11 protein-coding genes are annotated in these 13,814 nt (G+C 63.8%); 4 read left to right on the forward strand and 7 right to left on the reverse strand.

The window, feature by feature from the left end:
- Nucleotides 1-2 precede the first annotated feature (2 nt).
- Nucleotides 3-899: a DMT family transporter gene (locus D0T21_RS17370; RefSeq protein ID WP_116994443.1), complete on the reverse strand. Its 897-nt coding sequence runs from the start codon at nucleotides 897-899 to the stop codon at nucleotides 3-5.
- Nucleotides 900-1,023: 124 nt separating this feature from the next.
- Here D0T21_RS17370 and D0T21_RS17375 point away from each other — a divergent pair, with 124 nt between their 5' ends.
- Complete coding sequence (locus D0T21_RS17375) at nucleotides 1,024-1,950, forward strand: helix-turn-helix domain-containing protein (protein WP_116992040.1); 927 nt, start codon at nucleotides 1,024-1,026, stop codon at nucleotides 1,948-1,950.
- Here D0T21_RS17375 and D0T21_RS17380 read toward each other — a convergent pair.
- Nucleotides 1,940-2,467, reverse strand: a complete 528-nt coding sequence (locus D0T21_RS17380) for a DUF1993 domain-containing protein (RefSeq protein ID WP_229211531.1) — start codon at nucleotides 2,465-2,467, stop codon at nucleotides 1,940-1,942. The genes D0T21_RS17375 and D0T21_RS17380 overlap by 11 nt on opposite strands.
- A 109-nt stretch (nucleotides 2,468-2,576) precedes the next feature.
- Here D0T21_RS17380 and D0T21_RS17385 point away from each other — a divergent pair, with 109 nt between their 5' ends.
- Nucleotides 2,577-3,029 (forward strand): RES family NAD+ phosphorylase, encoded by a 453-nt coding sequence (locus D0T21_RS17385; protein WP_116992041.1) that lies wholly within the window; start codon nucleotides 2,577-2,579, stop codon nucleotides 3,027-3,029.
- The gene (locus tag D0T21_RS17390) at nucleotides 3,026-3,508 is read left to right on the forward strand and encodes a hypothetical protein (RefSeq protein ID WP_116994444.1); all 483 of its coding nucleotides are present in this window, start codon (nucleotides 3,026-3,028) and stop codon (nucleotides 3,506-3,508) included. The genes D0T21_RS17385 and D0T21_RS17390 overlap by 4 nt, the downstream gene beginning before the upstream one ends.
- On the opposite strand, the gene recQ is transcribed toward D0T21_RS17390, so the two are convergent.
- The 3 genes from recQ to D0T21_RS17405 all read right to left on the reverse strand — a co-directional run bounded on the left by recQ (nucleotide 3,505) and on the right by D0T21_RS17405 (nucleotide 8,501).
- On the reverse strand, nucleotides 3,505-5,328 hold the full coding sequence (gene recQ, locus D0T21_RS17395; protein WP_116992043.1) for a DNA helicase RecQ: 1,824 nt from the start codon (nucleotides 5,326-5,328) through the stop codon (nucleotides 3,505-3,507). The genes D0T21_RS17390 and recQ overlap by 4 nt on opposite strands.
- Nucleotides 5,329-5,368: 40 nt before the next feature.
- On the reverse strand, nucleotides 5,369-6,205 hold the full coding sequence (locus D0T21_RS17400; protein ID WP_116992044.1) for an undecaprenyl-diphosphate phosphatase: 837 nt from the start codon (nucleotides 6,203-6,205) through the stop codon (nucleotides 5,369-5,371).
- 178 nt (nucleotides 6,206-6,383) lie between these two features.
- The gene (locus D0T21_RS17405; RefSeq protein WP_116992045.1) at nucleotides 6,384-8,501 is read right to left on the reverse strand and encodes a M36 family metallopeptidase; all 2,118 of its coding nucleotides are present in this window, start codon (nucleotides 8,499-8,501) and stop codon (nucleotides 6,384-6,386) included.
- A 198-nt stretch (nucleotides 8,502-8,699) separates the two neighbouring features.
- On the opposite strand from D0T21_RS17405, the gene D0T21_RS17410 reads away from it, so the two are divergent.
- Nucleotides 8,700-9,047 carry a hypothetical protein gene (locus tag D0T21_RS17410; RefSeq protein ID WP_116992046.1) on the forward strand — a complete coding sequence of 116 codons (348 nt, stop codon included), beginning with the start codon at nucleotides 8,700-8,702 and terminating at the stop codon, nucleotides 9,045-9,047.
- Between the two features lie 73 nt (nucleotides 9,048-9,120).
- Here the strand turns inward: D0T21_RS17410 and D0T21_RS17415 are convergent, their stop codons facing one another.
- A complete protein-coding gene (locus D0T21_RS17415) occupies nucleotides 9,121-11,526 on the reverse strand; it encodes a TonB-dependent receptor (RefSeq protein ID WP_116992047.1) in 2,406 nt (801 codons plus the stop codon).
- A gap of 94 nt (nucleotides 11,527-11,620) precedes the next feature.
- Nucleotides 11,621-13,807: a glycoside hydrolase family 88 protein gene (locus D0T21_RS17420; RefSeq protein ID WP_158568018.1), complete on the reverse strand. Its 2,187-nt coding sequence runs from the start codon at nucleotides 13,805-13,807 to the stop codon at nucleotides 11,621-11,623.
- Nucleotides 13,808-13,814 lie beyond the last annotated feature (7 nt).

Below are 13,814 nucleotides of genomic sequence, written 5' to 3' on the forward strand. Positions count from 1 at the left end.
TTTTATGCGGCTCCCATCGCTTTGGTGCGCGAGGCCAGCGGCAGGAACGCCAGCAAATTCCCCGCCAGTACCAGCGCCAGTCCGGCCAGGGCCGTCGGCGTCCAGTGGTAGCCTTCATAGATCGTTGAAATGGTCAGTGCCACGATGGGGAATAATACCGTGGAATAGGCCGCGCGGTCCGGCCCTATGCGGCCGACTAGCAACAGGTAGGCGGTGAAGCCGATCACCGAGCCGGGAATCGCCAGGTACAGCAGGGCGCCGACGTAGCGCGTGCTCGGCTCCAGCGCGAACGGCATGCCCAGCGCCAGCGCCGCCACGCCCAGCGTGGTGGAGCCGATCAGCATGGCCCAGGTGTTGGTCAGCCACGGCGTCAGGCCCAGCGACTGCATGCGGCTCGACAGCAGGTTCCCGCAGGAGAAGCACAGCGTGCCGCCCAAGGTCAGCGCGAGGCCCATCATCACCTTGCTGTCGTTCCAGTGGCCGGCCATCTGCGGCGAAAGCAGCAGCACGATGCCGGTCAGGCCGAGCAGGGCGCCCATCATCACCTGGCGGCGTATCGGCCGGCCGAGGAAGATGCGGCCGTTGATGGCGTTCCAGATCGGCGCGGTGGAGAACACCACGGCTTCCAGGCCGCTGGTGATCCACTGGCTGGCGTAGTAGAAGCACAGGAAGTTCAGGCAAAACAGCGCCAGGCCCTGGGCGATCAGGTAGCGCCAGGCCTGGCGTGGCGGCCACCACGGCTTGCGGGTGACGAGCAAAAATCCCATCAGCACGGCGGCGGCCAGCCAGAATCGATAGGCGATCGATACCGGCGCCGGCACGACGCCCAGCTGGAAGGTGATGGCGATCCAGGTGGTACCCCAGATCAGGACGGTGAGCAGGTAGAGGAAGATATTCATGCTGCCAGCATGCCGGGTGCGCGTGGGCGGCGCTTGTCTGAAATTGCGCAAATCGGCCGGCCGCCAGCGGGGTGGGCGCGCTCCGTGCTAGACTTTAAGTCAACTCTTACTGAATGTTCGCGCCGTGCCAGCCCGCCCTTCCAACGCCACCGATGCCACCCCCGCCCGCGCGCCGGACGGGCTGATTTCGCATGCGGTGTTCCGCACCATGTCCGAAACGGATGCGGTGCTGGAGCGCTTCGCCTGGCTGGGCGACGAGCTGGCGGTGGCCATCTGGCGCCGCGACACCGAGGTGGCCGAGACCAGCTACAACAAGCCGGGCCACCATACGCTGTCCTACTACATGGGCGGCGGCTACCGCACCGAGCGCGACGAGCTGCCCGGCCTGTACGGCGCGCCGGAGCGTCTATGCACGCTGCCGGACTGGCACGAGTCCAGCTGGACGGTGCGCGGGCCGTTGCGCTTCCTGCACGTCTACTTCCTGCCCGAGCATTTCACGCGGCGCGCGGTGGTGGAGCTGGACCGCGAGCCGCGCGAGGTCACGCTGGCCGACCGCACCTACTTTGAAGATGAACGCATCGGCCGCCTGTGCGCGGACCTGGCGGATATGTCGTGGGAAGGTGCGGATGGTCAACTGCGCGCCAACGAGGTCGCGCACGAGACCTTGAGCCACCTGCTGCTGTCGCAATCGATGCCACAGCATCAGCAGCGCGTGCGCGGTGGCTTGGCTCCGGTGGTGCGGCGCCGGCTGGCGGATTACATCGAAGCGAACCTGGGGCAGAATATCTCGCTGGGCATGCTGGCGCAGTTGGCGTGCATGTCGGAGTACCATCTGGCGCGGATGTTCAGGATCTCGTTCGGCATGCCGCCGTCGGCGTGGATCGCGGCGCGCCGCGTGGAACATGCGCGCCAGCTGTTGAAGACCACCGACCAACCCTTGCAGCAGATCGCCGACGCCTGCGGCTATGCTGACCTGAGCCACTTCAGCCACCGCTTCCGCGACAGCGTCGGCGCGCCGCCCAGCCGTTACCGCAGCATCGTTACGTCGTAGGCTTTTCGAACGAGAAGCCCGGCGCGTACAGGTGGTAGCCGTCGAAGTCCTGCTTGCCGATGTCCGCCCCGTGGCTGCGCGCGATCGCGTAGGCCATGCTGAAGTGGAAGTAGAAGTTGGGCAGGATGTACAGGTTCAGATATTCATTGGCCGGCAGTTCGATGTCGGCAAAACCGGCGCGGTCACGGCACATGCGGTCGGCCGGGCCTTCGAACTGCTGCAGCGGGATAGCGGCGATGTAGGCGATGGTGTCATCGATCTGCTTCGCCAGCGCGGCAAAGGACAACTCAACGCCATCGAAACTCACCGGCGGCAAACCCGCTAGCGGACAACATCCCCGCAACGCAAAATTAGCCGTGGCCCGCACCTGCGAGGCAAACGGCAGCATCTCCGCATGCAGCCGAGCGCCAAGTATTTTGGGGTTCGCTTCTAGTTTTTTGATGATTCCGGCCAGTTGGCCGAGCGATCGATTAAATATGGTCGGTGCGTGCATGTCGATATCCTTCTGGTTCGGCATGATATTAGCTCACACAAGCCCTGTGACCAATCAAAACCAGCGTCTTCTTCTCAAGCGATAGTTTGGGTAACCGTGTAGTTGCGAATGAAAAATCCGGCAGGAGCTGGAGATGACGAATCCTGATATTCGTACCACAAGCGCTTTCTATGCAACGCTCAACGACAAGAGTCAAGTCAGCAGCATCCTCAACGGCATTGATCCTAAGTACATGAATCCCAACAGCCGGTTTGGAAAAGCCTTTTATGTTTCGGAGGACGCCGAGACAGCGCTGTCCGAAATGAAGCACTACGGCATCCAGGCAACGCACGTGATCCGGTTCTCGATGACTCAGAGTGCCATGAGAGTGCTGGACTTAACGGAACCTGATGTGGCCGCGAAATATGATTATGTTGGAGGCGCTATTAGCTCGGTCACTCAATCGATAGGGGCAGCCGCACGCAGGGATGGATATAACGTCATTCATTTTCGTTCAGAGAGAGCTGCCGGAAAAAGTAACCACGCTATACTGCAAGACTACAATCAGATATTAAAGCCTCAGATTGTTACTCCGGTGGAAAAATGAAACTTGTACTCTTTGAATACCGATGTGAGTCCTGTGGAATTTCCTTCAAAGCTCCGCAAGTAAGTCCTCATGCCTACGGCGAATTTTTGCTCAGGAAGAAGAACTCTCCCGCGTTACGCTATCTGGATGCTGTACATTGCATCGCCTATTCCGAGGTCGCCAGCGAATTAAAAGCAAATGTTCAGGCAAGAGGGCTGGACGAAGTAAAGCAAGCCGAGGTTTTACAAGCGATCTTTGGGGTGGTCGCCTGCGATCCGGATATCGACGGTGAACCGTTCGAGATGGGACTGCCGCCTTATTGTCCCGAATGTGCCGGCCAGTCGGCTTCCGCCTGGAGCATCACCGAGCCGATAGAGTTTATCGAGCTCGAGATTCCCGCGCCAACCTTCCTGCTCTGGACCAGCCTCACAACTCAAGAGAAAAGAACAAGAATCTGGGACAGTTTGCGCAAGTGCCTACCCCAGTCGCGCGTCGCCTAGTCCATCTCGCTGATCATGGCGACGATCTCGTCGCCATACGACGCCAGCTTCTTCTCGCCGACGCCGGAGATGCCGCGCAGGTCGGACAGCGTGGTAGGACGCGCCTTGGCGATCTCGCGCAGCGTGGCGTCGTTGAAGATGATGTAGGCCGCCACGTCGTGCGCGCGCGCCGTCTCCACCCGCCACCAGCGCAGCTTGTCGAAGATGGCCTGCTCGCGCGGCGACAGGTCGCTTTCCACATAACCCTTGGACGCGCGGCCGGCGCTCTTCTGCTTGACCGGCTTCTGGTACTGGCGCAGCTGCACCTTCTGGTCGCCCTTGAGCACCGGACGCGCGGCGTCGGTCAGCTTGAGCGAACTGTATTGTTCATGGTCGACCGTCACCAGTCCCAGCGCGATCACCTGGCGCAGGATGGCGCGCCATTCCTGTTCGCTGCGGTCGGCGCCGATGCCGAACACCGACAGCGAATCGTGATGCCAGGTCTTGATGCGGTCCGTCTCGACGCCGCGTAGCACTTCGATCACATGTCCGGCCGCGAAGCGCTGGTCGACGCGGTACACCGCCGACAACAGCTTCTGCACCGGCACCGTGCCGTCGAAGGACACCGGCGGTATCAGGCAAGTGTCGCAGTTGCCGCAAGGGCCGGACTGCTCGCCGAAATAGTCGAGCAGGCGCACGCGCCGGCAGCTCAGCGTTTCGCACAGGCCCAGCATGGCATCGAGCTTGGTGCCCAGCACGCGCTTGAAGGTTTCGTCGGCCTCCGATTCGTCGATCATCCGGCGCTGCAGCACCACGTCCTGCAGGCCGTAGGCCATCCAGGCGCTGGACGGCTCGCCGTCACGGCCGGCGCGGCCGGTCTCCTGGTAGTAGCCTTCGATACTCTTGGGCAGGTCCAGGTGGCAGACGAAGCGCACGTTGGGTTTGTCGATGCCCATGCCGAAGGCGATGGTGGCGCACATGACGATGTTCTCTTCGCGCAGGAACTTGGCCTGGTTGGCCGCGCGCTTGGCGTGCTCCATGCCGGCGTGGTAGGCCATGGCCCGCACGCCGTTCTCGTTCAGGAATTCGGCGGTCTCCTCGACCTTCTTGCGCGACAGGCAGTAGACGATGCCGCAGTCGCCGCCATGCTCGGTGGTGATGAAGTCCAACAGCTGCTTGCGGCCGTTGGCTTTCTCGACGATCTGGTAGCGGATGTTGGGGCGGTCGAACGAGGACACGAACTGCATCGCGTCGCCCAGTTGCAGGCGGTGGACGATTTCGGCGCGGGTCTGCTGGTCGGCGGTGGCGGTGAGCGCGATGCGCGGCACGTTGGGGAACTGCTCGTGCAGCACCGACAGCTTGATGTACTCGGGCCGGAAGTCGTGCCCCCATTGCGATACGCAGTGCGCCTCGTCGATGGCGAACAGCGCGATCTTCGACGCCTGGAACAGGTTCAGGCAGCGCTCCGTCATCAGGCGCTCGGGCGCCACGTAGACCAGGTCGATCTCGCCGGTGCGCACCAGCCGCTCGATGCGGTTGGCTTCCTCGTAGGTCTGGGTGGAGTTGAGGAAAGCGGCGCGCACGCCCACTTCGGCCAGCGCGTCCACCTGGTCCTGCATCAGCGCGATCAGCGGCGAGATGACCACACCGACGCCGTCGCGCACCAGCGCGGGAATCTGATAGCACAGCGACTTGCCGCCGCCGGTGGGCATCAGGACCAGCGCGTCGCCGCCACCGCTGACATGGCCGACGATCTCCGCCTGCTGGCCGCGGAAGGCCGGGTAGCCGAACACGGTTTGCAGCAGCTGAAGGGCGCGCTCGTTATTTTCCTGATGATCCATTTCTACTACTCGATTCCGACAACAAAACTACGACTAAGGTTTAATCGGCCCAGACGATGACGCCGGTGTAACCGGTGACCAGCACCATCAGGCCGAAGGCGATGCGATACCACGCGAACGCGGTGAAGGTGTGCGAGCTGATATAACGCAGCAGCCAGCGCACGCACAGGAAGGCCGAGACGAAGGCCGCCACGGTGCCGATCGAGAACAGCGGCAGGTCGGAGGCCGACAGCAGCGCGCGTTCCTTGTACAGCGAATACACGGTGGCGCCCAGCAGCGTGGGGATCGCCAGGAAGAACGAGAACTCGGTCGCCACCTTGCGCGACAGGCCGAAGATCATGCTGCCCATGATGGTGGCGCCGGAGCGGCTGGTGCCGGGGATCAGCGCGAACGCCTGGGCGATGCCGATCTTGAGCGCGTCCACCGGCGTGATGTCGTCCACCGAATTAATGCGGGACATGGCCGGATTGGCTTTCTCGCGCTTTTCCACCCACAGGATGACGAAGCCGCCGACGATGAAGGCCAGCGCCACCGGCACCGGCGCGAACAGCTTGGCCTTGATGGCCTTGTTGAACAGCACGCCCAGCACGGCGGCCGGCATGAAGGCGATCAGCACGTTGAGCGCGAAGCGCTGCTGTTTCGGGTCGCCCAGGCCGGTCAGCACGGCGGCGATGCGCGCGCGGTACTCCCAGCAGACGGCGAAGATGGCGCCCGCCTGGATGACGATCTCGAACACTTTCATTTTTTCTTCCAGGCCGTGGAAGCCCAGCAGGTGTTCCGCCAGAATCAGATGGCCGGTCGACGAGATCGGCAGGAATTCCGTGAAACCTTCAACCAGGCCCATGATCAGGGCTTTGAGTGCGAGAACGATATCCATGAGGTCAATAATTAGTTGGTGGGAAGGGAGGCTCTGTCACAGCGCCGGGGTCGAAGCTTACCATGTTCGCCGCCTCCGATTCTGAATCTCACTCAAGCGTAATGCGGTTTTCGGCGGCCAGACGAAAAAACGCCCCGGAACGGGGCGTTGAAAGGAAGATATTTCGACCGCTGGCTGCTTACCAGCTGGCCTTGAGCGTGTACTTGCCGCTGGTGGCGCCGGTGCCGCCGCCGTAGTAGATCACCTTGGCGTACAGCGTGCCGGCGGTGCCGTAGCTCAGGCTGTCGGTCGCTCCGGTGCCATTGGTGCTGGACGCCACCTTGGTGCCGGCGCTGTTGTACAGCTCCAGGTCGTAGTCCGAGCTGGCGTTCGGGGCCAGGGTCAGGGCCAGCGTTTTGCCCGACGGCAGCACGATCTTGTAGTAATCGACGTCCGACGAGGCGCTTATGGTGCCGTTGACGGTGGTGCCGGCGGTGCCGATGGCTTGCGCGGTGGCGGTGGTGTTATTGCTCTCCACTTCGCTGATGGTCGGGCCGCTGACCACCGACGACAGGATGTTCTGCGCCTCGAACTTGGCCTGGAAGGTGTTGGCATAGGTCAGGTCCGACGGGAACAGCGTCTTGGCCGCGTTGACGATGGCGGTGGCCATGGCCGGCATCTTGACGTTGCTGCCCAGGCCGAAGTGCGCCTCCAGGATGATCTGGTCGATATTGGCGCGCGGCTTGCCGGCGGCGATCAGCGCCACCATCGACTGGTACAGCGGCGCCGACCACAGCTCATCCGACTGGAAGCTGACGCCGCCCTCGGTCACCGACTGGTGCGCGGCGTAGGTCTTGCTGGCGTTGTACTTGGCGTCGGTGCGGTTCAGCATGCGGCCGTCCCAGCAGGCGCCGTGGCCGTCCCAGCTGAAGGCCCATTCCGGGTGGTAGATCTTGCCGTTCGGCGTGCTGTAGGAGTAGGACGCGGCCCAGTAGTCGCCGAAGCCTTCGCCCATGGCGCCGGTGTCGCCGCCGCTCCAGCTGCTGTTGATGTTGGCCTGGATGCCGTGACCGTATTCGTGCAGGATCACGTCGGCGTCTTCGCTGTCGTTCACGCAGCCGTGGCCGAAGGCCAGGTAGTCCGAACCGGCGGCGCCGCCGCTGTAGTGCGAATTGTCGTCGCCGTTGACGCCGTTAGTGTCGACGTCCAGCGGACGGTTGATGATGGACTTGGTGCCGGTGAAGCCCAGCGACTGGATGTAGCGCTGGCTCTGGTCCAGGTGGAAGTAGACGTTGCTGTCGTCGAAGGCGTCGTTGCCGCGCTTGGCCGTCCACACGCCGTTGCTGGTGGTGCTGGGCGCAGTGTTCGGTGCTTCGATGTCCTTGATGTTGACGAACGGGCCGCTCAGCTTGTAGACGCCGCCGGTCACCGTCAGGTCGCGCAGGGTCTTGGTCGAGTAGGCGGCGTCGAAGGCGGAGGCGGGCGAGGTGTCGGTCAGCGCGTCGGTGTTGAGCACCGTGCGTGGATCGGGGTCGAAGGCGTAGCCGGAACCGTTGATGCCGGACGGCGTGGCGGCGGCCACTGTGCCGCCTTGCAACTTGCGGCCATGCGCATCCTGGCTGTCGCTGATCGCCTTGGTGGCGGCGTGGCGGTCCAGCACCGGGCCGGCCAGTTCGGCGCGGGCGTCCAGCGTGCGCTTGCCGCGGCGCGGCAGCGAAGTGGAATAGGAGCCGATGACGGCGCCGCTGTGCGCGTTCAGGAACTGCACGAAGCCGCCGGTCGGCATCTGCGCTTCGATGCGCACCTTGCGCGCCAGTTGCACGCCATCCTTGGTGGTGACCCACACCAGTTCGGAGGACGGGGTGGCCACCAGCGGGTGCTGCACCTTCATATTGGTCCAGGCCTTGTCCAGCGCCTGGTCGTCGGTGATCTGGGCCTGGTTGTACAGCTGGTTGACGGCGTTGGCGTCCACCTTGTCGGAGATGTAGCGGGTTTCGTTGAAGATCTTTTGCAGCTGGCCGCTCTTGCTGATGGAGACGATGATCTCGGCCCGGTCCACTGGCAGGCCGCGCAGCATTTGCTGATAGTGGTAGTGCTTGCCGGTGAGCGATTCCTGCACCTTCACCAGTCCCAGGTTGTTCAGCGACGCAGGCAGGCCGAACTGGGCCGCGTTCTGGCGCAGCGCGTCTTCGGCCGTGGTGGCGGTGGTGCTGGAGAACAGCGTCAGGTTGTCAACGGAGTAGCTGCCGGCGTGCGCGGAACCCGCGTAGGCCAGGACGATCAGGGATGCAATCAGGGGACGGGCGAAGTGGCGCATGCTGCATGAACTCCTATAGGTATTGGTTTATTCGGTATGCGAGCCTTGTGGGTGCCAAACGAGTATAGCCACGCCTTTTTGCCATTTGTAAAATCGGGCGTTTTTAGACAGTTTTCCGGATTCTGTTAAAAATGAGACATAGCGGCGGCCCGCGCGCGGCGCTAAGATGGGCCCCAAATCATCAACGAAAGGTAGCTTATGCACAGGCTGTTTTCCCTGCTCTTGCCGGTCGCGCTGGCGTCCGGCTGCGCGATGGCGCAAGCGCCCAAGCCGATCGAGGACGTGGAGCCGGAGGTGACGCAGCAGGTGGCCGCCGCCGTGGCGAACATGGCGGTCGATCCGGCGGCCGCGCCTGCCGGTGACGGAGCGTCGCTGCTGCGCGCCTGCCCGGCCCAGGCCACGCCGGCGCTGGAGCTGCTGCAACGCACGGTCGACGGCGAAGAGCGCACCTACCTGTACCGCACCCGCTGCGGCAAGGCGCTGCTGGTGTCGGCCACCTACGGAAAGAACCGCGCCATCAAGCGCCTGGTGGTCAAGGCGGAATAAAAAAAGCCCTCCGGCCGCGAGGACGGAGGGCGAAAGAGCGACCTGATGGCGGGGTCGCGAGGAGATGCAAGCTTTAGAACGTCATGTCGAGGCGGGCGCCGAAGTAGCGCTGGAAGTCGCGCGGCGGCAGCCACTCGGTGGTGTTGACCACCAGCGGCGTATTGGGCGCCTTGCTGCTCCAGTTGCTGTTGGCGTAGCCGTTGTTCAGGCCGGCCGCATAGCGCTTGTCGAACAGGTTGTTGACCAGGAAGGTGAACTTGTAGCGGTCCTGCTTGTCCTTCACGCCGAAGCTCAGGTTGGTGATGCTGTAGGCGCCCTGCACCGTCATCGGATCCTGGTTCAGCGAGAACTGCGTGCGGCTCTGGTAGCGCGTGGTGGCCGCGACGAAGCCGTTGAAGCTCTGCGACGGCAGCACCAGGTCATACTGGCCGCCCAGGTTGACCTTGATCTTGGGCGCGTTCGGCAGCGTCTTGCCGGCCAGGTCCTGCACATTGCTGTTGTTGTACTTCGGGCTGACCACGCAGCCAGGTCCGATCACGGTGCCGGTGCCGGTGGCGTTGAGCACGTTGTAGCACGGGCCGTTCTCGAAGGACTGGATGGTGGCCTCGGTGTAGGCGAAGCTGCCGTTCAGCTGCAGCTCGCGCGTGACGCGGATGCTGCCTTCCGCTTCCACGCCCTGCGTGCGCAGGCCGCCGATGCTGTTCAAGCCGGTGCGATAGGTGCCGTCGGCGTCGAAAAAGCTCGACGATTGCTGGAAGTTCGAGAAGTTGGTGCGGAACAGCGCCATGCTGAACATCGCGCGGTTGTCGAGCAGGCTTTGCTTGAGGCCGATCTCATAACTCTTCGCGGTTTCCGGCTTGACGGCCGGCAGCTTGGCGGTGGCGGCCGTGAAGCCGGACGTCAGGTCGTAGGCCACGCCCTTGTGGCCGGTCGAGGCCATGGCGTAGACCATGCTGTCCTTGTTGAGGCGGTGTTCCAGGCCCAGCTTGCCGGTGAAGCTCTTGTCGTTGTCTTCCTTGTGATAGTACTCGGTCAGCGCGTGCACTTGCGGCGGCACCGTGTAGCGGCGGAAGTTGTAGCCGGTGTCTTCGTCGTTGTAGCGGCCGCCGAGGATCAGGCTGGTGTTCGGCACGAAGTCCCACGAACCCTGGCCGTAGATGGCCTTGCTGATGTTCCAGGCGTCGGCGCCGTAGGAGGTGCCGTAGGCCTGGATCAGCGGCGCCTTGGTCAGCTCGCGGTTCAGCCAGTTCTTGCCGTACCACAGGCCGGCGACGTAGCGCACCGCGCCCTTGTCCGGCGAGGTCAGGCGCAACTCCTGCGTGGTCGAGTGGACGTCGAACGAGCCGTACTGGAACAGGCCGCCGTGCATGCCGGTCGGCTGGCCGTTCGGCAGCAGCAGGAAGGGCAGGATGTCGATGTCGGTGTTGTCGTTGTCCTGGTAGTCGTCCATGTGGTAGCGGCTGTAGGACGAGATCGAGCTCAGCGTGTGGCCGGCCAGCGGACCGTTCGGATCGAACGCCCAGTCCAGCTTGACGCCGGTGCCGGCGTCGTGGAACTTGCCGCCGGTCGGGTAATCGTTGCGCACGTCGCGGTTGCCGGGGCCGATGGTGATGCCGTTCAATACCAGCGAGGCCGGCAGCTGCGGCGCGTTGCGGTAGATGCCGCCCGGCGACATATAGCTGTAGGCGTTGGAGCAGCAGAACTTCTCGGTGCGGTTGTAGTGCGGCGTCAGGGTGACGGTCAGCTGGTCGGTCGGGGTCCATTCCAGTTTTCCGCTGAGGTTGTCGCCCTTGCTGCCGTTCAGGTGGCCGCCGGTGGACAGGTCGTTGAGCGTGCCCTGGTAGCTGGTCTTGCTGGCGGCCAGGCGCATGCGCAGCGTGTCCGACACGGCGCCGCCGACGCTGAAGCCGGCCCGCCATTCATGGTCGTCGGTCAGGTAGGTGCTGACGGTGGTCTTGATCGGGCCGCCGATCGGCTTGGTGGTGATGTTCAACGCGCCGGCGATCGAGCTCTTGCCGAACAGAGTGGACTGCGGCCCCTTCAGCACCTCGATGCGGTAGACGTCGGCCAGGTCCTTGAAGGCGCCGGCCTGCATGCCCTGCGGGATATCGTCGACGATGACCGAGACGTCGGCCTCGACGCCGATGCCCAGCGAGAAGGTGCCGATGCCGCGCATATTGATGCTGAAGTTGCCCGGCTGGCTGCCGTAGGACAGCGTCAGCGCCGGCGATAGCGAGGGGATGTCTTCCAGGTCGCGCACGTTGGAGCGTTGCAGCACGGCGTCGCCCAGCACGGTGATCGAGGCCGGCACGTCTTGCAGGTTCTGGGCGCGCTTGTTGGCGGTGACGACCACCGATTCAAGCTTGCCGCTGTCGGCCGGGGTGGCCTGCTGGGCGGAGGCGGCGCCGAGGCCGAGCAGGGGTAGGGCGAGCGCGACTGCAGCCGTGATGGGCCGCAGCGCAGGAATGGCAGGTTTCATGAAGTCTCCAGTTTATTAATTGCTTTGTGGAATCGCTTCCACTTATGGTCAAAAAATACGCCGGCAATCTCATGGACTGCCGGCGGTGGTGCGCTTACTTGGTACTAACCTTCAGTGGCGCCTTCAGTTTCTGTGCGTAGTTGCGCACGTAGGCCTGCCATGCCGCGCCATCGGCGAAATCGCCGCTCTTGTTCCAGCCCGCGCCGAAGTAGTAGACGAAGGGCTTGCCCGCCTGCGCGGCGCCCAGCGTCAGCTGCTGGCCGTCGGTGATGGCGTAGCCGCTGGCGCCGGCCGGCAGGATCACGCCGCAGCCGATGATGCCGTCGTCGCCGTGTTGCGGTTCCCAGTAACTGGCCCAGCCGCCGGCGGCGTCGGTCACGTATTCTCCCTGGCCGTCGCGCTGCACGATGCCCACGCCCACTGTCAGCGGGCCTTTGCCGTCGGCGTTGTAGCGGCTTTCGACGCGGGTCATGTTGGAGCCGGCGTCGATGGAGAAACGCTTTACTTCGGAGACCATGCGGCCATTGCCCGCGTCCCACTGACCGAAACTGAGTTCGAACACGGAGCGCAGCGGACCGTCAGCCAGCACTTTCCAGCCCTGGTAGTTGGAGGAGTTATGCAGCGCGTTATCGGCGTAGATGGTGGTGCCGCCGCAGCCGCGGTTCTGGCCCACGTGGTAGTAGTCCAGGCCTTCGCCGACATCCTTGTGATAGGCGCCGGTCTTGTACCACTTGTCCACCACCGGGTAGCGCACCCGCTTGGCCCACACGTCCACGCCGCTGCTGATCAGGTGTTCCTTCGGATCCTTGATGATGGCCGGTCCGTAGACGCGGTGCACGGTGCGGTCGCTTTCCCACGCGAAGTCGTCCAGCCGTTCCGGCACGAAGCGCGCATGCGTCTTCACGTCGGCCGGTGGCGTGGCGGCCAGGCGTTCTGCCGGCAGCACCAGATAGCGGCGCGTATCGCCGGCCGGCACGTTCACGGAGAACAGCAGCTGTTTGCCTATCACCTGGGAGTTGAGGATCGCCGAGGTGGACGCATCCATCACCACCGGCGTCTTGACGCCTGGAGTGACTTCCACCAGTTCGTCGCCGCGCAGGCCGTCGGTGCCATTGGCCACGCTGACCGTCTGCAGCCTGGCCTTGTCCAGCACCGCCATGCGATACACCTCGCTGCCAGCGAGCAGGAAGCCGCCGACGCCATAGACTTCGGTGGCGTCGTTGTCGAACGATTTGGGATCCTGGCCGATCGGCTGCACGTGGGTCAGCTTGCCGTCGGCCTGCACGTTGGCCACCAGCGCGCTCCATACCTTCTGCACGGCGGGCTTGTAGGTCTTGGCATCCAGCAGGCCCTGGTTGACGCCCCAGGCGAAGGCATAGGCATACAGCGCCGAGCCGCTCGATTCCTTCAGCGGATAGCTGGCCGGGTCCAGCAGGCTGGCACGCCATAGGCCGTCCGGCTGCTGCAGCGTTAGCAGCTTGGCCGACATCTCCTTGTACTGCTGCTCGAAGCGCGGACGGGCAGGGTGCCTGGCCGGCAGGTACTGCAGCATGCGCACCAGGCCACCCATCACCCAGCCGTTGCCGCGTCCCCAGTAGACCTTCTGGCCATTGGCTTCGCGCTTGTCGAAGTATTTGCTGTCGCGGAAGTAGAGGTGCGCTTCCTTGTCGTACAGGTAGTCCGACGTGGCCCACCATTCGCTGACGGCGAAGTCCAGGTAGCGCTGGTCGCCGGTGACGGCCCACAGGCGCAGCCAGGTTGGAGGACCCATGAACAGCGCGTCGCACCACGACCAGCGCTCCTGGTTGCCCGGAACGGTGAAGTCCAGCGTGCCGCTGCGGCGGTTGGCGAGGATGTCGTCGAAGCTGGCGCGCATGGCGGCGATCATCTTCGGATCGCGCAATTGCAGATACAGCTCGGCGTAGGTCTGGCCGATGATGTGGTCGTCCGCGTGGTAGTGGTTGGGACCCAGCTTCCATTGGTTCTTGTCGCCGATGGCGAGCATGGCGTCGCGGTATTTGCGGTCGCCAGAGATGCCCACCAGGGCCATGAAACCGGTATCGCCCACCGCCTGCGTCCAGTCGTCGGTGCGGTGCTTGCTGGGGTTGGCCAGCTGCCAGTCGGCCACGCGCTCCATCGCGTTCAACACCGCTTTCGGATTGATGGCGGCCGATGGCGCGGCCGTTTCGGTGGGTGGCGCTTCGCCGGCGAAGACTGGTGTTGCGGGCAGTGCGGCCACAAAGGCGGCCAGCACGGCGGCGTGCAGATACGTTGGTTTCATGTAGGCG

The organism is Duganella sp. BJB476, assembly GCF_003416895.1.
Classification (GTDB): domain Bacteria; phylum Pseudomonadota; class Gammaproteobacteria; order Burkholderiales; family Burkholderiaceae_D; genus Rugamonas.